This window comes from Aeromonas sp. PI_26 (assembly GCF_027854445.1).
Classification (GTDB): domain Bacteria; phylum Pseudomonadota; class Gammaproteobacteria; order Enterobacterales; family Aeromonadaceae; genus Aeromonas; species Aeromonas veronii.
This window is the reverse complement of sequence record NZ_JAJNOE010000002.1, coordinates 26200-43938: the sequence shown is the minus strand read 5'-3', so window position 1 is coordinate 43938 and position 17739 is coordinate 26200. Positions and strand designations below refer to the sequence as shown.

18 protein-coding genes, 1 tRNA gene and 1 pseudogene are annotated in these 17739 nt (G+C 56.2%); 3 read left to right on the top strand and 17 right to left on the bottom strand.

Going from position 1 to position 17739, the window contains the following annotated elements; translation table 11 throughout:
• Positions 1–15: 15 nt before the first annotated feature.
• From LRL22_RS02720 to LRL22_RS02695, 7 genes are all read right to left on the bottom strand, one after another.
• A complete protein-coding gene (locus tag LRL22_RS02720; protein WP_270904664.1) occupies positions 16–1707 on the bottom strand; it encodes a DUF2326 domain-containing protein in 1692 nt (563 codons plus the stop codon).
• Complete coding sequence (locus tag LRL22_RS20430) at positions 1694–1876, bottom strand: ABC-three component system middle component 6 (protein ID WP_407704821.1); 183 nt, start codon at positions 1874–1876, stop codon at positions 1694–1696. Before LRL22_RS20430 ends, LRL22_RS02720 begins: the two co-directional genes overlap by 14 nt.
• 34 nt (positions 1877–1910) lie before the next feature.
• The gene (locus LRL22_RS02715) at positions 1911–2498 is read right to left on the bottom strand and encodes a hypothetical protein (RefSeq protein WP_270904663.1); all 588 of its coding nucleotides are present in this window, start codon (positions 2496–2498) and stop codon (positions 1911–1913) included.
• Positions 2499–2508: 10 nt separating this feature from the next.
• Positions 2509–2748: a hypothetical protein gene (locus LRL22_RS02710; RefSeq protein WP_270904662.1), complete on the bottom strand. Its 240-nt coding sequence runs from the start codon at positions 2746–2748 to the stop codon at positions 2509–2511.
• Between the two features lie 401 nt (positions 2749–3149).
• Positions 3150–4649, bottom strand: coding sequence for a histidine-type phosphatase (locus LRL22_RS02705; RefSeq protein WP_270904661.1), 1500 nt, complete (start codon positions 4647–4649; stop codon positions 3150–3152).
• 285 nt (positions 4650–4934) lie between these two features.
• Positions 4935–5579 carry a hypothetical protein gene (locus LRL22_RS02700; protein ID WP_270904660.1) on the bottom strand — a complete coding sequence of 215 codons (645 nt, stop codon included), beginning with the start codon at positions 5577–5579 and terminating at the stop codon, positions 4935–4937.
• A gap of 355 nt (positions 5580–5934) precedes the next feature.
• Positions 5935–6543, bottom strand: a complete 609-nt coding sequence (locus LRL22_RS02695; RefSeq protein ID WP_005347588.1) for a short chain dehydrogenase — start codon at positions 6541–6543, stop codon at positions 5935–5937.
• A 105-nt stretch (positions 6544–6648) separates the two neighbouring features.
• Here LRL22_RS02695 and LRL22_RS02690 point away from each other — a divergent pair, with 105 nt between their 5' ends.
• A complete protein-coding gene (locus tag LRL22_RS02690) occupies positions 6649–7530 on the top strand; it encodes a LysR family transcriptional regulator (RefSeq protein WP_270904659.1) in 882 nt (293 codons plus the stop codon).
• Between the two features lie 128 nt (positions 7531–7658).
• Positions 7659–8573: a Gfo/Idh/MocA family protein gene (locus LRL22_RS02685; protein WP_270904658.1), complete on the top strand. Its 915-nt coding sequence runs from the start codon at positions 7659–7661 to the stop codon at positions 8571–8573.
• Between the two features lie 99 nt (positions 8574–8672).
• Here the strand turns inward: LRL22_RS02685 and LRL22_RS02680 are convergent, their stop codons facing one another.
• From LRL22_RS02680 to LRL22_RS02670, 3 genes are all read right to left on the bottom strand, one after another.
• Positions 8673–9023 carry a TusE/DsrC/DsvC family sulfur relay protein gene (locus LRL22_RS02680; RefSeq protein WP_019446869.1) on the bottom strand — a complete coding sequence of 117 codons (351 nt, stop codon included), beginning with the start codon at positions 9021–9023 and terminating at the stop codon, positions 8673–8675.
• A gap of 24 nt (positions 9024–9047) precedes the next feature.
• The gene (yccS, locus tag LRL22_RS02675) at positions 9048–11201 is read right to left on the bottom strand and encodes a YccS family putative transporter (RefSeq protein ID WP_270904657.1); all 2154 of its coding nucleotides are present in this window, start codon (positions 11199–11201) and stop codon (positions 9048–9050) included.
• A gap of 164 nt (positions 11202–11365) precedes the next feature.
• Positions 11366–12022, bottom strand: a complete 657-nt coding sequence (locus tag LRL22_RS02670; protein WP_005338308.1) for a Bax inhibitor-1/YccA family protein — start codon at positions 12020–12022, stop codon at positions 11366–11368.
• 208 nt (positions 12023–12230) lie between these two features.
• Here LRL22_RS02670 and LRL22_RS02665 point away from each other — a divergent pair.
• Positions 12231–12318 (top strand) — tRNA-Ser (locus LRL22_RS02665).
• Between the two features lie 139 nt (positions 12319–12457).
• Here the strand turns inward: LRL22_RS02665 and exeN are convergent.
• The 7 genes and pseudogenes from exeN to exeH all read right to left on the bottom strand — a co-directional run bounded on the left by exeN (position 12458) and on the right by exeH (position 17703).
• Complete coding sequence (gene exeN, locus LRL22_RS02660) at positions 12458–13225, bottom strand: GspN family type II secretion system protein ExeN (protein ID WP_270904656.1); 768 nt, start codon at positions 13223–13225, stop codon at positions 12458–12460.
• Positions 13222–13713: a GspM family type II secretion system protein ExeM gene (gene exeM, locus LRL22_RS02655; protein WP_005350039.1), complete on the bottom strand. Its 492-nt coding sequence runs from the start codon at positions 13711–13713 to the stop codon at positions 13222–13224. Before exeM ends, exeN begins: the two co-directional genes overlap by 4 nt.
• On the bottom strand, positions 13710–14894 hold the full coding sequence (gene exeL, locus LRL22_RS02650) for a GspL family type II secretion system protein ExeL (RefSeq protein ID WP_270904655.1): 1185 nt from the start codon (positions 14892–14894) through the stop codon (positions 13710–13712). Before exeL ends, exeM begins: the two co-directional genes overlap by 4 nt.
• A gap of 122 nt (positions 14895–15016) precedes the next feature.
• Positions 15017–16018, bottom strand: a complete 1002-nt coding sequence (gene exeK, locus LRL22_RS02645) for a GspK family T2SS minor pseudopilin variant ExeK (RefSeq protein WP_081376090.1) — start codon at positions 16016–16018, stop codon at positions 15017–15019.
• Positions 16019–16130: 112 nt separating this feature from the next.
• Positions 16131–16778: pseudogene (gene gspJ / locus LRL22_RS02640) on the bottom strand (type II secretion system minor pseudopilin GspJ); the annotation flags it as partial.
• Positions 16775–17134: a GspI family T2SS minor pseudopilin variant ExeI gene (exeI, locus tag LRL22_RS02635; protein WP_270904654.1), complete on the bottom strand. Its 360-nt coding sequence runs from the start codon at positions 17132–17134 to the stop codon at positions 16775–16777. The gene exeI and the pseudogene gspJ, both read right to left, overlap by 4 nt.
• Positions 17131–17703 carry a GspH family T2SS minor pseudopilin variant ExeH gene (gene exeH, locus LRL22_RS02630; protein ID WP_270904653.1) on the bottom strand — a complete coding sequence of 191 codons (573 nt, stop codon included), beginning with the start codon at positions 17701–17703 and terminating at the stop codon, positions 17131–17133. The genes exeI and exeH overlap by 4 nt, the downstream gene beginning before the upstream one ends.
• Positions 17704–17739 lie beyond the last annotated feature (36 nt).

Here is a 17739-nt window from a genome sequence, read left to right as displayed (position 1 = left end):
TAACCAGTTATCAATTTACACACGGAAAAACTTTTCATCCTCATTTAGTGATAAAACTATCTTATCAGAATACATACTATAAACGTCGTCAGGTATTTTGTCTGATAGCATTGATAAAACTTGTTGGCCTGGAAGCTTATTTGCTTCTTCGAATATGTCTTTAATTTGTTTTATATCTATATCTTCGATGCTGTCATGAAAAACAAAAGTCGGTCTTTTAATTTTTAATTCATTTACTGCATGTATATAAGCAAAGTCAAAAGCAATAACCTCAGCCTTTTTTTTCCCCCCTTCAGGGTTTGTTGCTGAGTTGTTTAGTTTGATTGAGCAGATTCCAGTATCTCTATTGAAATCGAGTTCTATATCGTACTCTTCATCATGTAAATTCTTTGTTATTAATTTGAGGTGTTCATTAAATTTCTTTTCAAATAAATAAACAGTGTCGATTTCTCTAGAAATTGAATCAAGAATGTTTTGTAAGTTACTTTCTGATTCCAGTAGGTCAGACTTTGCTTTTGACTGTTGCTCAATCAGTCCTTCTAATTTACCTAGTTCGACCTTAAGTTCACCAAGTTTTTTAAGGTTTTTTGTCACATGATCCAGACTTTCTTTTGACCTCATATCAGAAAATACTTGTAATTTATCTTTTCTTAATAAGTTAAGCTCTGCTTGGAGTCCATCAAATTCCTCCTGTAATCTTGGTATATCAATAGTAAGGAATAATTTTTTCTTATCAACCAGGTTATTGTGAAAGAGAATTACGTCCTCTAACTCTCGTAATGCACCATCAATCGCTATACCTGAGAAGTTATATATAGCTTTAAGTTGACTTATTAAATACCCATTGTTATCCTTTGATAATAGTTCAATAGTATCATTAATATTGTCTATCTTTCTTTGTGTAGATAACAATTCCTCTGTAAATAAATCTTCTTTAGCTTGTAAGTCAGAGAGTCTTTCTATCGGATTGGAGTACTCTGATGAATATTCAAATTTTAGTAAGTTTTTTTCTAAATCTATAGCGTCAGCTTTGTATCGCTTTATCTTACTATCAGGTTTTTGTTCTTTTACTATTGCATTTATAGCCAAAGAATTTCTTTTACGACGTGCAACTAAGTTTGTGGCATCTCTTTTCTCTGTGAGAAGTGCAGTATTATTAAACCCAAAAAGATACAAAAAGAGTTCGCTATAGTCTTTGCTTCCTGCTCTTCTATCAAGAAACTTGGTTGTACTTAACATTCGATGACTATCGTTTCTGATGAATTTTGGTGCAATGGCACGAACAGATGGTCTTCGGGTGGAAATGTTGAAAAATTTACTCTGTAGGAAAATCTCATATTCTTTTTCATCAACAGAAGTACCATTAATCCAGTAGGCTGAATCTAAAATAGTATTGGTGCATAAATTACGTGATATTTGGTTTAATTTGTTTTCGTAATCGAAGAAATTAAGCGAAGCAATAACAATGTTATTTTTAAATAGTGACTCTATCTCTTTATTTGGCTTTCTGAACTCTTCATCTATATATATATTTGATAGGTTGCCTAACATTAAGAAATCTATCACGCGTGATAACGTGGATTTCCCAACACTATTACCAGTTCTACCAGAGTTTGGTTTGTTGGTTACAAGGTTTAATCCTGAGTGGAATTTGATTGACCTTATCAACTCATTGTTTATTTTTATATCAAGGCTATCTAGTCTCATTTATGAAAACCCCTACGCCATCAAAGTCAATCGCTTTAATTAAAAAAAGCCAATCTAACGTTAGTATTATATGGTCAGTTGATACGGATAACTCTGAAGAACCCTCAATTAAAATTTCATCCAGAGTTAGACTATTTCTCTTTAGTATCTCTAAAATTTTTGCACCCATACTTACAATGTTTATTTCTGGGTCACACCCACGTCTAGGAATCATAAGTAGGATTCTCCATAATTATACATTCAATAAAGGCATGAGCGACAACTACGTTAACGCCCAACTCAATATGCTCTTTATATTCTGGAGTGTTTTTTGATTCGAAAGCAGTATTTTTTAGATTTTGAATTATAAATTCCAAAATAAAATCTGAGTTTTCTCTTACCTTTACGATATCTATATCGCAAGATAAATAATCTATATTGACAGCATCTAAAGCTAGGTAATATAAATCATTCAAATTCTGAAGGATAGTATCTTTTCCAAAAGGAATTAAGGCATCAATGTCTACATATGCTTCTTCTATTTTTGATGAGTGATCTAGATACTGCTTTATAATATGACTTTTAGACTTCAGATTATTATAATCAATTTTTGTCATAGTTTCAGAAGATGGGCGTCTTCTAACAGGGCTGAAAGTAAAAGGCTTGTTAGCTAATGTTCTCAATAGCTCATTTATGGCAGAACCTATTTTATATTCTGGGGAATCACCAATGTGTAAGTTACCAGCTACTCTTTCAACATTAACGGTCTTGTGAGTAGTAGATGTGTGATTTCTTTCATTATCCATAGCCAATGTGCAATCCCTACATTTTTATATTCATGCCACCAGAATTATTTTGGGTGTATATGTTTGTTTGACCACTCTGATTGACAATGTCTTGACTATGATCTGTTACAGTGCTGACGGTCAAATTTTGAATTTCTGCTTTTAATTGTTTATTTTGTTTGCTTTTCATAATTGCAAATACTGTACTTCCTACAGTACATATCCATGAAATAACAACACCGACATCTGATTTAACGAATAAAATAAATTGTTCCATTATCTTTCCTTAAAAATTGCTGAAAAATTTGGTATATATTGTGAATATGTTATCGAATATGAGTTGAATAATAATTTTTTAACTATAAAGTTGTCTGAGCTTGACAAAAATACGCTACCGCCCGTGGATTACAGCTTCCAATATGCTCCCTTGACCCGCGCTGGCAGTAACCCATCGCAGTTCAACAGGTTCTGGATGGCTATGGTAAGCCAAACGAAACTGCCGAGGCGAGCCTTAAAATGACTTAACTATCAGAAATTAATCGTTTTTTGAACTGGATCAGCAAATGGAGCCGGAAGGCGGCTTTATAGCCATATCCCGCTTTGGCCAGCAGGGAAGGGAGTGAATTGGGGCGACCTGCTGGTCGCCCCTGGTGATTGCTATATCCGGCTCGCGAAGGGTTAGCCGTTATAGCCGTAGCAGCGTTTGAGCTCCTCGAAGTCGTAGTAGTGGCTGCCGCTCTGGTAGGGCTGGCAGCCGGTTTTAAAGGCGATCTCCTTTTCGTTATAGAGCATCTTGACCAGCACTTGCCGCTGCCCGTTCTGGTAGATATCCCACTGAATATTGGCGGTATAGGGGGAGACCCAGCCGCCGCGCCACTCGTTGTTCTGCTGGCTGAACAGCTGATCCGGGCTGGCTCCCTGACGGCTCCCTTCCAGCTTCATCAGGGCGGCGAGGGGGATAATGGCTTCGGCATGGGCAAAGCGCAGGGTGGCCCGTCGGCTCTGCTCGCCTTCCACTACCTGACGTTGCACCTCGCCAAACAGGCCGTCGAGCAGCGGCTGGGCAATGGCGTAGGGGGCGCTCTGGTTGGCAAAGCTCGGCCCCTTCTCGTAGAAATCTTCCGCATCGGAGAGGTAGGAGAACCAGGCAGACTCCTCCGGGGTCAGGAACTGCTCCAGCGCCCAGGGCTCGCTGCCCTGTGCCTGCGCTTCGCGGATCATGCCGGGGCCGATGATAAAGAGGTTGTAGAGCATCAGGGCCGCATCCACTTCGTCGCGCACATAGGTCATGCCGCCATCTTCCGGGTTGACGGCGACAAACTCGACGCCGCCCGCCAGATAGTCGACAAAGCCCTTGCTGTAGATACGCTCCAGCATGCTGCGGGCCATCTCTTTGGTCTTGTTCAGGTTTTTAAGCTGATCCAGTGCCCTGGCCAGCTCGGGGGCCGGGGCGATTGCGGCATCTTCGTCGCCGATAAAGCGCTGGTAGCTCTCATAGGCGGGCAGGTAGCGGGCGTAATCCCCCTCGGGCGTGGTCTTGTGGAAGTAGAGCTCGAACTTGTTGACCAGCTTTTTGTCGATCTTCGAGGGGTCATCCTGCGTGAGGTAGCACTGCGCCGAGTCGCTGACATAGCTCACGCCGCGCTTGAGGCTCTCCATAAAGTAGAAGGCGCTTTCGTTGGCCCTGTCTTTGCCCGAGGTGACCACCTTGATGCAGTGGGGCTCGCTGCTGTTGAGCAGGGTCGGCAGCCGCGCCGCCAGCCGGGTAGCGAGGTTGGCGTGCTCCTCCTTGCCCAGCGCCGAGAGCAGGCCATAGCCCAGTTTCTGGTTGGCGGCCGTCACCAGATCGACCTTGCCTCCCAGCCCCTGCCCGAGGGTGGTGAGCGCCCCCTGACGCTGCGCCTCTTCCCATACCAGCTTGGTCAGCACGTCATATTTCGGGCTGGAGAGGGAGCGCGAGCCGTGGCGCGCCACCATCTCGGTAAAGACCGGGCTGAACCCCTGAGGCGCTGGCTCGTAGCTCTCCGCCTGCTGCTGCGGGCTGTAGACCGCTTTGGTGCTGTATTGGTAGGCGGTTTTGCCCTGGCTGTCGGCAGATGATTCGTTCTCTGACTGGCAGCCGCCAAGCAAGACCAGCGAGACGGCCAAAGCCACATAAGAAGAGCGCGGGAAAGTCATGATGTTCCTTATCTATCCATATGAAAAATAAGTGAAAAACTCTATGGCTTGAAAATGACCGCGGGATGTCAGCCAGATGACAGGCTGATGACTTCTAATAAAGCAGTAAGCAAGGGGAGGGGTAGAGGATGACTATAGGGAGGGCAATAGAGGCTCAACCAACCACTGCGCCTGTCACGGCTGAGTGGTCAGTGAGCGCGTTTGGGATGGGGGCTTATTGTCTTACCTCCTGCCCCGCCATCTTGATCCAAGGGGGGCAATTAAAGGTTGCCAATTAAGGGTTGCTCAATACCACGCCAATAAGGCATCGAACATGCGGGTATGGGTCACTTGCAGGTTTGCCGCTTTGGTAGAAATGGCTGCGCTATAGAGCTGGACGCCGGGTTCGTTATGACTCTGCACCAGATAGTTTTTATGGCTACAGGTCCCGTAGAGGGAGAGGCTTTTTCTCGCGCAGTGGCCGAGAAATAGCGCGGCGCCAAGGCCGATCATCAGGCCACATATATCCAGCAGATTGATATCCATCAGATTGACGGCGTGCAGGGCAAATTGTGCCTCGGCTTGCTGCGCGAGTTCATAGAGTGACACGGCAAACATGGCGCCGCAGAGCAGCAGTTTGAGGCGGGCGAGGCTGGTGAGTTTGGTCTGCATCACGTCCGGCGAGACAAAGTAGAGGTTCTCCAGATGTCGTCTCTGCTCTTTGATAAGGATCCCGCGCACATTGACATCAACCTCGACCTGGGTTGATTCGCGATAGACCAGCCCCTGTTTTTCCCACTCGTCCGCCAGCATGGCAACCAGCACCGGATAGACGACAATGGCCAGGCCGCAATAGATCGGCAGCGCATGATATCCGCTCGATATCAGCCCAACTGACAATATTGCGAATATATAGGGCGACAAGGCTTTGAGTGCAATTGATGATTTCATCGTTATACATCCATAAATAACGCGTTTTATAAGTGCCGATAGCGCACAGGCAATAGTGGCCGCGCCAATAAGCTGCGGCCAAACAGGGCGTTGGTCAGCGGTAATTCATTTCGGCAAATGGCCTGAAATAGTCCCTTTGCTCGGTAACAGGGAGAAGAGCGCCATAGTAAGCCAAACGAGGCCACTCTGACAGTGACCCGGATGACATAAATCTGTGTGCCGCCGTCGAAATGAAATCATATTTTGTCGCTACTCCGGTTCCTCTATGCAAAAAGCCCCGAGAGCAGAACTTTCGGGGAAGAGGAAAAACATCGACAAGGAATTACAAAGGCATTGGGGTCACACCTGAAGCGGATCAGGCATCGACATAGAGCACCTGACCGCTAATAAAGCCATCGACGGAGCGCTCAAACGCCTTGCCGACCAGGGCGCCCGGCACCGGCTGGAAGCCTGGCATCATCTCGCCATATACGTCCCACGCCTCTTCCAGTACGGTCGGGTTGACCACATTGATGCGAATGCCGCGGGGCAGCTCGTGGGCCACGCACTGGACAAAGGTGTCGATGGCGCCGCTGGTGGTGGCATCGGCAATCGCCAGCGGGATCGGCTTGATATTGAGGATGCCGGAGATCAGGGTGAAGGAGCCCCCCTGATTGATGTAGTTGAGGCCGATATTGACCAGATTTATCTGCCCCATCAGCTTGCTCTGGATGGTGGTTTGCCACTGCTCGTCGCTCATCTCGCCAAAGGGGGCGTATTCGCAAAATCCAGCGGTATTGACCACCGCATCGAAGGAGCCCACGTTTTGGTAGAGCCGCTCGATGGACTCTCTGCTGGTGATATCCACCTGAAAATCACACCCCTCGCCGGAGCGGCTGGCGGTAATGACCTTGTGCTTGCCCAGACCACTGAGGGCGGCTTGCCCCATTTTCCCCTGAGCACCAATCAGAATGACAGTTTTCATCGTTAACCTCGCTTTGCTGGAAGAGCTGCAAGGTTAGAGAGCCACTGATACAATGTAAATCATGGGTAATTTGTATATGATACAACTGAAATTGGTGGGGTAAGGGTGGAGAGGATCGATATCAGGCAGATGCGGGTGCTGGTGCTGCTGGTGAGATACAAGAGTGTGTCGCGGGTGGCCGAGCTGCTGGAGATCTCCCAGCAGGGGGTGAGCAGCCATCTGAAAAAGCTGCGCGATCTCTTTCCCGCCGAGCTTTTTATCCGCCAGAGCGCCGGATTGCAGCCGACCGACTACGCCTGCGAGCTGGCCGACAAGTTCGAGCAGATCCTGGCCGATATCGACGGGGTCTTTGTGGCTGCTCCCTTCGATCCCGTCAGCAGCCAGCGCACCTTCAGGGTGATGGCGAACGAATATGCCCAGCTCGCCATTATCCCAAGGCTGTCGAGCGCCCTGCGCAGTCAGGCGCCCTCCATCCGGCTCGATGTGGTGGACTTTCAGACCGAAAATCATCTGGACGCGCTGGCCAGCGGCGAGGTCGATCTGGTGATTGGCTTTGATGCCTATCTCGACCCGGGGTTGCTGCGCGCCACCCTGCGCCGGGATCACTACTGCTGCGTGCTGCGCCGCGACTCCCGATATCTTCCGGACAAGGCCCCGCAGGATCTGGCGGCCATCCCCTTTGTGCAGTTTGCCAACAGCGTCGGCAATTTCGAAGGGCAGATGAGCCCGCAGCAGATTGCCAGCGCGGCGGTGGCGACGCTCCCCTGTTACACCTCGCTGCAAGCCTTTATGTCGGTCAATGACGTGGCGGCCTGCATTCCGTCGGCCATCGCTGCCCTCGGCGATTTTCGCGTGCTGGAGTTGGCCGGGGCGCCGCAGCCGTTCGAGGTGGTGGTCGGCAGACACCGCAAAAGCCAGGGCAATCTCGCCATCGAGTGGCTGGCCGAGGTGATCAAGTCGGTCTGCGATCTTGCCATGCCCGGATAACGCTACCGTTTGCAGAGAGCGGCCGCCACCAGCCAGCGCGCTAACGGCAGGCTGGATCTGCGGGACAAATCCTGCGATGGTGCGGGCAGTTATCCGCTTGTCCCTTTATCGAGTGAAAAGGAGTTGAGATGCGCATTGCCATGATTGGTCTGGGGGATATCGCCCAAAAAGCCTATCTGCCGCTGCTGACGAGCGACGAGCGGGTCACCCCGCTGCTCTGCACCCGGAGTCCATCGGTGCTGGAGAAGCTCGCCCGCCAGTATCGGGTCGCCGAGTGCTTTACCGATGTGGCGGCCATGCTGGCCAGCTGTCCCGATGCCGTGATGATCCACGCCGCCACCGCCGTTCACCGCGAGCTGGCCGAGCAGTGCCTGCGTGCGGGGATCCCCACCTTTGTCGACAAGCCCCTGTGCGACAATCTGGCTGAGGCAGAAGCGCTGGCCAACCTCGCCATCGCGCAAGATTGCGCCCTCTTTACCGGCTTTAACCGCCGCTATCTGCCCGCCATGGTCGAGGCGCGGGCCCAGCCGCTCACCGAGCTCAACTGGCAAAAGCACCGCTTCGCCCTGCCGGGCAAGGCGCGGGATTTTATGTTCGACGACTTTATCCATGTACTCGACAGCCTCTGCTTCTATGGCGGCGTGCCGGACGGCGACTTGCATGCGGTATTGCGACCGGATGCGAAGGACCACAGCCTGTTGGCCGGGGTAAGCGTCAGCTGGCAGAGCGGCGATCGTGCCATCAGCGGCAGCATGAACCGCAGTGCCGGGATCACCGAGGAGCGCATCGATGCCTACGGCGACAACCTCTCCCTGCACCTTGAGAACTGCACTCGCGGCAGCATTGCCCGTGACAAGCAGGCGCAGATGCTTAGCCCCAGCGACTGGCAGCCGGTGCTGGCCCAGCGCGGCTTTGCCGCCATGCTGGCGCACTGGTATCAACAGATTGAAATCGGCAAAGCGGATAGCGAGCTGATTACCTCCTACCTGCACGGCCACCGGATAGCGGAGCAGCTGGTGGCGCTGGCTGACAAGCGGGGATAAGGCTGGCTGGAAGTCTGAGAGATATGAATACGAGGTGCGCGAAGGTAGCGCACCAAACACAACGGGGGCCCCCGTTGTTATGGGATGAGATGCATGGGATCAGATGCACTTCACCGGTTTGGGCAGGCCGCCAATCTTGGTCGCCTGCTTGGCGGGCCCTTCCGGGAACAGCTTGTAGAGATAGCGGCTGTTGCCCTTCTCGGGGCCGTACTGCTTCTCCATCGCCTTGACCAGCGCGCGGATGGCGGGGGAGGTGTTGAACTCCAGATAGAAGGCGCGCACAAAGCGCACCACTTCCCAGTGCGGCTCCTCAAGCGTGATCCCCTCCTGCGCAGCCAGCACCAGTGCCAGCTCCTCGCTCCAGTCGTTGCTGTTGAGCAGGTAGCCCTTGGCATCGGTCTCGATGAGTTGGCCGTTGAATTCCAGCTGATGTTTTTCGGACGCAGACATGGGGGCTCCTCGCTAATGGGGCTATCAGGATTGGGCGGGCATGGTAGCGCCTTGATCCCCGGTGAGCAACCGGCTCTCGTTGGCCAGATGCAGCAGCTGATCCGCCAGCTCGCTGATCAGGTTGAGCTGCTGGGTCAGCATCAGCTGCTCCTCGCTGCTATCTGCGCTAATGATGGGGCACTGACCCCCGATGGAGCTGGAGGGGTTGCCCGCCAGATGACCGGCGGCCTGCTCCAGGGTGTGGCAGATGTGGTGGCGTACCTCATCCAGCCCGCTGATGGCCTCCAGCTTGTCGCGATGGGCTCCCAGCGCCGAGATGTAGGAGAGCAGGGCGTGGTTGCGCCAGGTGAGGGTAAAGCAGAGATCGAGGAAGCGGCGGCGCTTTTGCGGCTCCACCAGCATGCTCTGCCAGGCGGTGGCCAGTTCGCTGTCCGCCAGATGGGCGCTCTTGCGCGCCACCCGATAGTCGATGGACTCGTCGCGCTGCTGCTTGAGGCTCGCCAGCACCGCCGAGAGGTAGCGGGCGTTGGCCGAGAGTGAATTGGCGATCAGCGTCGGCAGCCGTTTGTACTGCCAGTCAGGCCAGAGCCAGGCCACCAGCCCGTAGGAGATCAGGCAGCCGAGCAGGGTATCGAGCAGCCGCGGCCCCAGAATGGCAAAGCCGATGCCATCGAGCAGGTTGAACGCCATCAGCACGTAGAGGGTGATAAAGCAGACCGCGGCGCTGTAGTTGTTGCGCACCTGGGTAAAGAAGAGGAAGGCGGCCAGCCCCATCACTACCAGCTGAACGTGCAGCTCGGGGAAGATCCAGAGCACCGGAATGCCCACCAGAATACCCGCGAAGGTGCCGAGCATCCGTTGCACCAGTCGGCGGCGGGTGGCGCTGTAGCTGGGCTGGCAGACAAACAGTACGGTCAGCAAAATCCAGTAGCCCTTTTCCAGATCGAAGGCTTGCAGTATGCCGTAGCCGATCACCAGCCCCAAGGATAGGCGCAGCGCGTGGCGAAACACCATGGAGTGCAAGGTGAGGTGCTGCTTGAGCTGGGCCAGCAGCGGCAGGCGGGGCGGCCGCGCCAGCGCGGGCAGCTCCTGCTCTGGCTGCTCGGGGTTTTGCAGCACTTCGGCGCTGCCGAGCAGCTGGTTGATGCTGGCCAGATTGCGGCGCAGGAACTTCATCGGCGTCAGCAGGGTTTTCGGGTAGTGCTGCTTGAGATTGGTGAACTCCAGCTGATCGCCGAGGGCCTCCAGCGTCCAGTGGATGCGCTTGTTATGGGCGTAGGGCTTGTGGACCAGAATGGCGTAACCGAGCCGCTGGCACGCTTCGGAGAGTTGCAGGAACACCTCCTGAAATCCTTCCAGTACGATGCCCTGCTTGAGCTCAGCTTCCAGTCGGCTATAGGGGTAGTGGCTGGAGGTGGCGCGCTCGTGTATTTCCAGCGCCAGCAGGTAGAGGCGCAGCAGGCTGGCCAGCTCGGGGCTCGCCGGATGGCGGCGGCTCAGGCGGGCGTTGAGGGCCGATTTGGTGAGGGTCAGCGCGCTCACCAGATTGATGTTGAGCTGGGCCAGATTGTGGCGAATGGCCTGGGCGCCGTGCTCGTCCGCCGGGAAGAAGCGGGATTTTTCCAGCAGGTAGCGGCCAAGGGCGAAGTAGCTCTGGGCCAGCTGCTCGTGCAGGGTCTTGTAGGGCAGCAGCCAGAGCCAGATAAACGAGACCAGCCCGTACCAGAGGGCGCCAGCGCCGAGGGCCAGCGGCTGGTAGAAGAGATCCGGCGCCTTGGCGGCCCCCAGCATGGTGTAGATGGCGATCAGCAGCGAGCCGAAGCTGATGGTGGCGTAGCGGGCGCCGAGCGCCCCCACCATCACGAAGATAAAGGTGGAGCTGGCGAGCCCAATGGCAAACAGCCAGGGGGTGGGGTAGAGATACTGCACGCACAGGGACGCAAACATGAAGCAGATGAGCGTCATGGCGAGGTTTTTAAGGCGTCCCCACAGGCTGTCGTCGGTTTCGGCGATGGCGCCCGCCACTACCCCTAGGGAGAGCAGCACGGTGAGCTGGATATTGCCGGTGGCCAGGGTGAAGGCGAGCAGACCGAGAATGGCCAGCAGCACCTTGAGTGCGAAGTAGATGTGACTATCGGTCAGCAGTCGGCGCAGCAGGCCAGAGAGATCCATCGGCATGAAACAGGAACAACCCTTGAACGAAACGAGGGCAGGATGTTACCCCGCCAAGCGCGAAGTGGCCCTGATCCAAATCAGGGCCACTTCGCTTCATATCCTTGATTTACAACTTATCCTGACAGAAACAGGAGCCAATAAAAACCCCGCCGAAGCGGGGTTTTTGATTAGTTGCGGTTGCCGCCAAGCAGGCTCAGCAGGCTCAGGAAGATGTTGTAGATGGAGACATACAGGGTGACGGTGGCAGAGATGTAGTTGGTCTCGCCGCCGCGCACGATCTGCTGGGTAGTCAGCAGGATGGCACCGGAGGAGAAGAGCATGAACATGGCGGACAGAGCCAGGCTCAGGGCGCTCATCTGCAGGAAGATGTTGGCAATCATGGCCACCAGCAGTACCCAGAAACCGACGAACAGCATGCCGCCGATGAAAGAGAGGTCACGCTTGGTGGTCAGGGCATAGGCCGACAGACCGAAGAAGGTGAGCGCGGTGCCGCCAAGGGCGGTCATCACGATCTCGCCACCACCATTGTTCATGTACATGTTGATGATGGGGCCCAGGCTATAGCCCAGCAGACCGGTCAGGGCGAAGGTGAAGACCAGCCCCATGCCGTTGTTGCGATTCTTCTCGGTCAGGAACATCAGACCGTAGACGCCGATCAGGAACACGGCCCAGTGCAGCGGCGGCATGTTCATCACGGTAGCGACCCCCGCCACCACGGCAGAGAAGCCCAGAGTGAGGGAGAGCAGCATATAGGTGTTACGCAGCACCTTGTTGGTATCGCGTACGGCACTTTGGGTGCCAGTGTAGATAGAACGGGTATCCATCTTGGGTGTCCTCTTGATGTCCGGGTGAGACGGCGAGCAGCCGCCTCGTGATCGCTGTTTGTTACTGCATGTTTACGCATTGTATGTAGAACAAATAGGGATGACGAGGAACAATTTCAAGCCACCTGCCATTTTGCTCCCGCACACTATCCCACAGGAAATATGTATTGCATATGAACAAGGGCTTAGCGTAGTATGCACGCCGTTCGGAGGGGTGGCAGAGCGGCTGAATGCACCGGTCTTGAAAACCGGCGATGGGCGACCATCCGTGGGTTCAAATCCCACCTCCTCCGCCATATTCAAAGAGAAAGCCCAAGCGGTCACCCGCTTGGGCTTTTTTTGTATCTGCGGTATCTGGTATTTCAACTGACTCGTCACATGGACGATAAAAATGGCTCGGGTTGTCCCTGAGCCATTTTCACCTTGAATGATGGCTTAGATCCGCCCCTGATAGCGAAGGGGGAAGCGGCCCTGACTGTCGGGCTGGCCGAGGAAGGGGAGTCCTTGCTGCATCTGCGGTGGCAGTTCTGGGCCCGGCTTCAGGGTGCCCTGGAACAGGTATTGGCCGTTGGGTTGCAGCTCGAGGCGACCCATGGTCTGTACCGCATCCGAGCCCTGCTTGAGTTCGGCCACCAGTTTGGAGTCGAGGCAGGTGAGTTTCAGCTCGGGGTCGGCCAGATCCAGCTTGCCCGCAGGGGTATCGGCGCTGGCGTTGTACCAGTCGAGGTTGCCGTAGAGGTTGTCACACCAGGGGTTGCCCTGGGCAAATTGCTCCACTTTGAGCTGTAGCTGGCCGCTGACGGTGATCGGGATCGGCAGGCGCATCGGCAACCGGCTCAGCAACCAGGAGGCGGGGGCGTTGAGGGTCAGATCCCGGCCGAAGGCGGCGCCATTCCAGCCGACAACGCCCTGACCATTGAGGCCGTTGCGATCGCCAAAGCGTATGGCCACTTCGGGGGCTAAGCGCAGCAGCGACCAGCCGTTGAGATCCCAGCGCAGCTGGTTCACCGATTCGCTGGCATATTGCAGTCGGGCAATCTGGCCACTCCAGAGGGTGCCGCTCACCCCTTCCAGTTTCAGCAGATTGGCAACGTTGGCAGGCAGCGGCAGATGGCGAGCCACCAGTGCCGCGGGCAGGGTGGCCAGCAGGAAGAGCAGATAGGCGGCCAGAAACAGGCTGGCAATCAGGATGCGTTTTTTCATTGTGGACGACTCAACTGCAAACGTCTGACCTTGACCAGACCCGGGGCCAGATCCTCGCGGGCGATCTCGATGATTTGAACCTGAATTCCGTGCTGCTCCACCAGCGTGGAGAGCCAGAGCAGCAAGTCATCGAACTGGACAGTGTCGATCCACACTTGCAGCTCCTGCGCCTGGGGTTGCAGCCTGGCAATCTTGATCTTGTGGTTGAAGGCGGTGCGGTTGACCACCCCTTCCAGGGTGCCGCTGGTATCGATCTGGCGACCCGAGCCCCCCTGCATAGCCAGCACCTCTTCACCCTTCTCCTTGAGCCAGGCGAGGGTCTGCTGCTGGTTCTGCACCTGCCGCTCCCGCTCCGCGATGCGGTTGGCGATGGGCTGCCAGACGCTCCAGTAGAAGAGGCCGACCAGCAACAGAACGCCGCCTGCGGCCACCAGCCGCTGTTCCCGTGCGGTGATGCCGTGCCACCAGCTCTGCAATTTTTCCATCATGATGATTTACCCTTGAGCACCAGTGCGCCCTCTACCTTGCCCTCGGTGCTGCGCACCTCGCCTTGCTGTACCTCGAATTGCTTGCCGGCCAGCTCGCGGAACCGCTCGATCTCGGCAAAGCCGGGGGCGGTCACCTGCAGCCGCAGCTCGCGGCGACTGGCATCAAAGCGCATCACCTGCGGTTTCAGACCGGGGACTTCGGCAAAGGTGGGGGCCAGCTCGGTGAGCATCAGCAGCACGCCGTTTTGCGGGGCTTGTCCCATCTGTTGCAGATGCTGGTTCATTTGGCTGCGCACGTTCACGATGCGGCTCTCACCCGGGAAGATACGGGTATAGACGGCGCGGATCTCCGCTTTCAGCGCCTTGTCCTGCTCGGTGAGCTGATAGAGCTGCACCCCGCGCTGGCCGAGGGCCACCAGCAGCAACAAGCCTGCGGTGATGGCTACCTTGCGCCACTGCAACCAATAGCGGGCATATTCGGTCTGCGGCCGGTAGGGGCCGGTCAGCAGGTTGGCCCGGCAGGTGAGTGCCCCTTTGGCCAGCAGCAGCATGGGCAGCTCGGGCTCCGCCGCCTGCCAGTTGGCGGCGGCAATGGCGGGCACCGGGGTGTGGGTGTGGATGGTGACCGGCTCGACTTCGGTTGCCAGCAAGATGGCCAGCAGTGGTTCGTCGGCGACGATCCCCTGACAGGGGCCCTGGCGTACCAGCCACTCGCTGCCGAGTTGCAGCGCAGACCAGCCATCAGCGGCCTGTGGCAGCGCCAGCACATCGGGCAGCAGTTGCAGGCTTTTGAGGCCAGCGGCATCGAGCCAGCCGAGCCACTCGCCCATCTTCTGCCGATCCACCGCCATCAGGTCGACCTGTTGCCCTTCGTGGGCCAGCACCACCAGATGGAGCTCGTCCACATCGGAGGCGATCTGCTCCTCCAGCAGGTAGGGGAGGGCCGCCGCCGACTGGCGGTTGTAGCGACCCGGCAGGGTGACGCGCCGGAAGATCAGATCGCTGCCCGGCACTAGCGTGACTACGGGGCGGCCACCGGCCCGCTCCTGCAGCTCGCCCAGGGCATCGGCCGAAGGTAGGGTGCCGGAGGCGATGATCTCCTGCTCCTGACCGGACCAGACCAGCCAGGCCACGGGTTGTTGTTTATTGGTCCCCAGTCGGATGACCAGACTTTCGCTCACGCATCTCTCTCCTGCGATACCGGTTTGCAAAGGGCGTTGTGCGCCCTGGCAACCGGTGCGCAGCCCGCAGGCTGCATCCAACATCTCTCGTACCCGCGGGCGAGGGCCCGCAGATGCGCTGTTTATTCGGCGCCACTACTGAGGCGGCGCAACATCACCAGTTTATTGTCCTTGCCCCGCTGGAACAGGGTTTCGAGCCAGGCCCGGTTGTCGCCGACCTCGGCCACGACTCGGGCTTCGAAGAAGTCGCTCTTGACCACCAGCGCCTCTTTCAGCCCTTTCACCGCATCGACCGGAGCGAGCATGTCTGTCATCAGCTTGCTCTCTTTCCACCCCTTCTGTGGCCGCTCGTTCAGTACTCGCTTGGCGTCATCCAGCCCGATAGTACCCAGATAGAGGGCGACCAGCAGCTCGGGGCGCTGGGGGGCAAGGGTATTAATATTGATCTTCAACTTGTCGTTGGGCAGGGTGCAGACATAGGGGGCCAGTTTGGCATAGACCCGGGCAGTCACCCCGCGCACCGCCCTCAGCTCATCCTTGCCCAGCATCCACTGGTTGGCGGTCAGATAGGGTGGCTTGAGCCCCTCGTAATAGGCGTCCTCGGCGCCAAGGCTGGAGACCAGCACCGTATCCTTGTCAGTCCAGTCACGGATGGCATCGGTGAGCTGGGCCGCCTCGTAATCATCCATCGCCAGCTGTTTGAGCAGTTCGCGAAACACCTGCACCGGATAGGGCTGCTGCGCCAGCTCCTCGCCGCTCCCCGCCTTGGAGGCCACGCTCAGGCTGTTGAGGTTGAAGCAGGATTGCAGGTCGGTCACCTCGCCCTTGAGCTGGCCATCATCCACCGGAAACACAGTGTTCTTGCGGGCCCAGTTCTGGCTGAGGTTGACCACCTCGGGGTTGTCCTTGAAATCCTGTGTCAGCACCTTGCTCACCAGCGCTTCCGCCGAGAGGGCATACCACCACGCCTGTTTGCCGGTGGTGATATTGGCGGTGCGGCGCAGCTCAAGCTGCAGGCGGCCGCTCATATTGCTGGCGATGATCACCATCACCGAGAGGATCAGCAGCACCACCAGCAGCGCCATGCCGCGCTGGTGACCGGGGGCGGCGAGATTAGCCCGCATTGGCGCCCCCTCCGTTCTGGCTGTCACCATTACCGCCATTGGTATTGCCGTTGCCGCCGTTGTTCCCGTTATTGCTGTTGTTGCCGCCCCCCTGGTCGGGGTTGCTGCTCTGGCTGTTCTCTTCGGCGCGTTGGCCGCCGGCGCCAATCAGGAACTGACGGCGAATGGTGCCGTAATCTTCCAGATCCAGCTCCACTGCCAGCCCGTGGGGCAGCACGCTGCGCTGGGTCCACTCCTCTTTCCAGTTGCCCTTGTCGAAGAAGTAGAGGCGAAACGCCGTGACCCCCGCCAGCACCGGCTGGATGCGCGGCTCGGTGCCGATCACCGGATCCGGATAGAGGTAGCTCAGGCGCTCCAGTTTCTGATCCTTGAGGCGCCAGCCGACCCGCTGCAGATGGGAGCGGGGCAGCATGCCGTCCGGGTTGAGCCAGCCGCTGCGCATAAAGGCCATGCCCCAGTCATCGCTCTGCTGGCCGAACCGGGAAGCCGCCAGCAGCACCTTGTTGTTCTCCCCCTCGATGCGACCGCTGCGCGGCACCATCTGGGTGATATCTCGCTCCAGCAGGGTGAAGGCGAGCTGCAATTCGTTGAGGCGAGCCTCCTTGCGTTTGGCCACCTCGTCGCTGGTGAGCACCCCCTGCAGCACCTGATAGGCGCCCATGCTGAGAGTGGCGAAGATGGCGATCGCCACCAGCATTTCGAGCAGGGTGAAACCGGCGTGACGGACGGGGCGAGGCGTGCGGGCGGATAGCTGGGTCATCGGCTGATATAGGTCCGCATCATGGCGACCGGGCTCTCGGCCTTGGCCTCGGTACGCACTTCCATATCGAGCGCCCTGAAGTTGTTGTCGGCGGTGGCGACGCCGCGATAGCGCCAGTACCAGGTGCTGCCCGCCATCTGCTCATCCCCTTCCACCCAACTGTCGCCGGGCCACTTGTTCTCGAGCTTCTGTTGCACCAGCTGGTTCTCTACCACCCAGGTGGCGAGTGTCTTCTGCTCCAGATAGTTGAGGGCCGAGAGGTGTTCGCTGGCGGTTTTCATTACCGCCAGACCCGCGATGGCAAAGACGGCCAGTGCGACCATGACTTCGAGTAGTGTCATGCCGCGGGCGTTCATTCGCTCACCTCTTCATCTTCATCGCCGGTGAGCAGGGTGAGGCGGCCGAACTCGTCTCCTTTGACGATACGGGTGTAGCGGGCATCCTCATCCTGCTGGGTGAAGGTGAGCACGAACGGGCTCAGCTCGCCGCCCGGGAAAATAAGCAACTGTGGCGTGCGCTCCTTCTCGTCGCGCTTCTGTTCGGTTTTCTCGTCGGGATCCGGCTGCCAGCCAAAGCCTTCCAGCTCCAGTGCCAGCGTCATGTTCTCGGCCAGTTGCACCGGCCCAAGTTGCTTGTCGCCAGTCAGGGCCAGCCACTTGCGATCCTTGGCCTGACGCTGCATAAACTGCCAGCCGTTATCCTCGATGCGAATGCCTACCAGCCGACCATCCATCACCGCATACTCCTGCGCCAGCTGCAGCGTCGCCATCAGACGACGCGCCTGCTTGTCCAGGTCCCGATCTCCTCTGGCGCCTCCCATGCTGAGAGTGACGGCGGTGGCCACCAGCCCCATCAGCATGGCGACCAACAACACTTCCAGCAGAGTAAAGCCGGATTGGCGATGAAAGGAGAGAGACCGCTTCATGCAGTCAGCTCACAAGGAGTGCGGTGGCGGCACATC

What these genes read in the sequence shown, in the direction of transcription:
- exeM (WP_005350039.1), bottom strand. Translation starts at nt 13,713, where the DNA reads ATGATGGAAAAATTGCAGAGCTGGTGGCACGGCATCACCGCACGGGAA.
- LRL22_RS02695 (WP_005347588.1), bottom strand. Translation starts at nt 6,543, where the DNA reads ATGAAAACTGTCATTCTGATTGGTGCTCAGGGGAAAATGGGGCAAGCC.
- LRL22_RS20430 (WP_407704821.1), bottom strand. Translation starts at nt 1,876, where the DNA reads ATGGGTGCAAAAATTTTAGAGATACTAAAGAGAAATAGTCTAACTCTG.
- exeI (WP_270904654.1), bottom strand. Translation starts at nt 17,134, where the DNA reads ATGAACGCCCGCGGCATGACACTACTCGAAGTCATGGTCGCACTGGCC.
- LRL22_RS02670 (WP_005338308.1), bottom strand. Translation starts at nt 12,022, where the DNA reads ATGGATACCCGTTCTATCTACACTGGCACCCAAAGTGCCGTACGCGAT.
- yccS (WP_270904657.1), bottom strand. Translation starts at nt 11,201, where the DNA reads ATGCCGATGGATCTCTCTGGCCTGCTGCGCCGACTGCTGACCGATAGT.
- LRL22_RS02705 (WP_270904661.1), bottom strand. Translation starts at nt 4,649, where the DNA reads ATGACTTTCCCGCGCTCTTCTTATGTGGCTTTGGCCGTCTCGCTGGTC.
- exeH (WP_270904653.1), bottom strand. Translation starts at nt 17,703, where the DNA reads ATGAAGCGGTCTCTCTCCTTTCATCGCCAATCCGGCTTTACTCTGCTG.
- LRL22_RS02700 (WP_270904660.1), bottom strand. Translation starts at nt 5,579, where the DNA reads ATGAAATCATCAATTGCACTCAAAGCCTTGTCGCCCTATATATTCGCA.
- LRL22_RS02685 (WP_270904658.1), top strand. Translation starts at nt 7,659, where the DNA reads ATGCGCATTGCCATGATTGGTCTGGGGGATATCGCCCAAAAAGCCTAT.
- LRL22_RS02680 (WP_019446869.1), bottom strand. Translation starts at nt 9,023, where the DNA reads ATGTCTGCGTCCGAAAAACATCAGCTGGAATTCAACGGCCAACTCATC.
- exeN (WP_270904656.1), bottom strand. Translation starts at nt 13,225, where the DNA reads ATGAAAAAACGCATCCTGATTGCCAGCCTGTTTCTGGCCGCCTATCTG.
- LRL22_RS02720 (WP_270904664.1), bottom strand. Translation starts at nt 1,707, where the DNA reads ATGAGACTAGATAGCCTTGATATAAAAATAAACAATGAGTTGATAAGG.
- LRL22_RS02710 (WP_270904662.1), bottom strand. Translation starts at nt 2,748, where the DNA reads ATGGAACAATTTATTTTATTCGTTAAATCAGATGTCGGTGTTGTTATT.
- exeK (WP_081376090.1), bottom strand. Translation starts at nt 16,018, where the DNA reads ATGCGGGCTAATCTCGCCGCCCCCGGTCACCAGCGCGGCATGGCGCTG.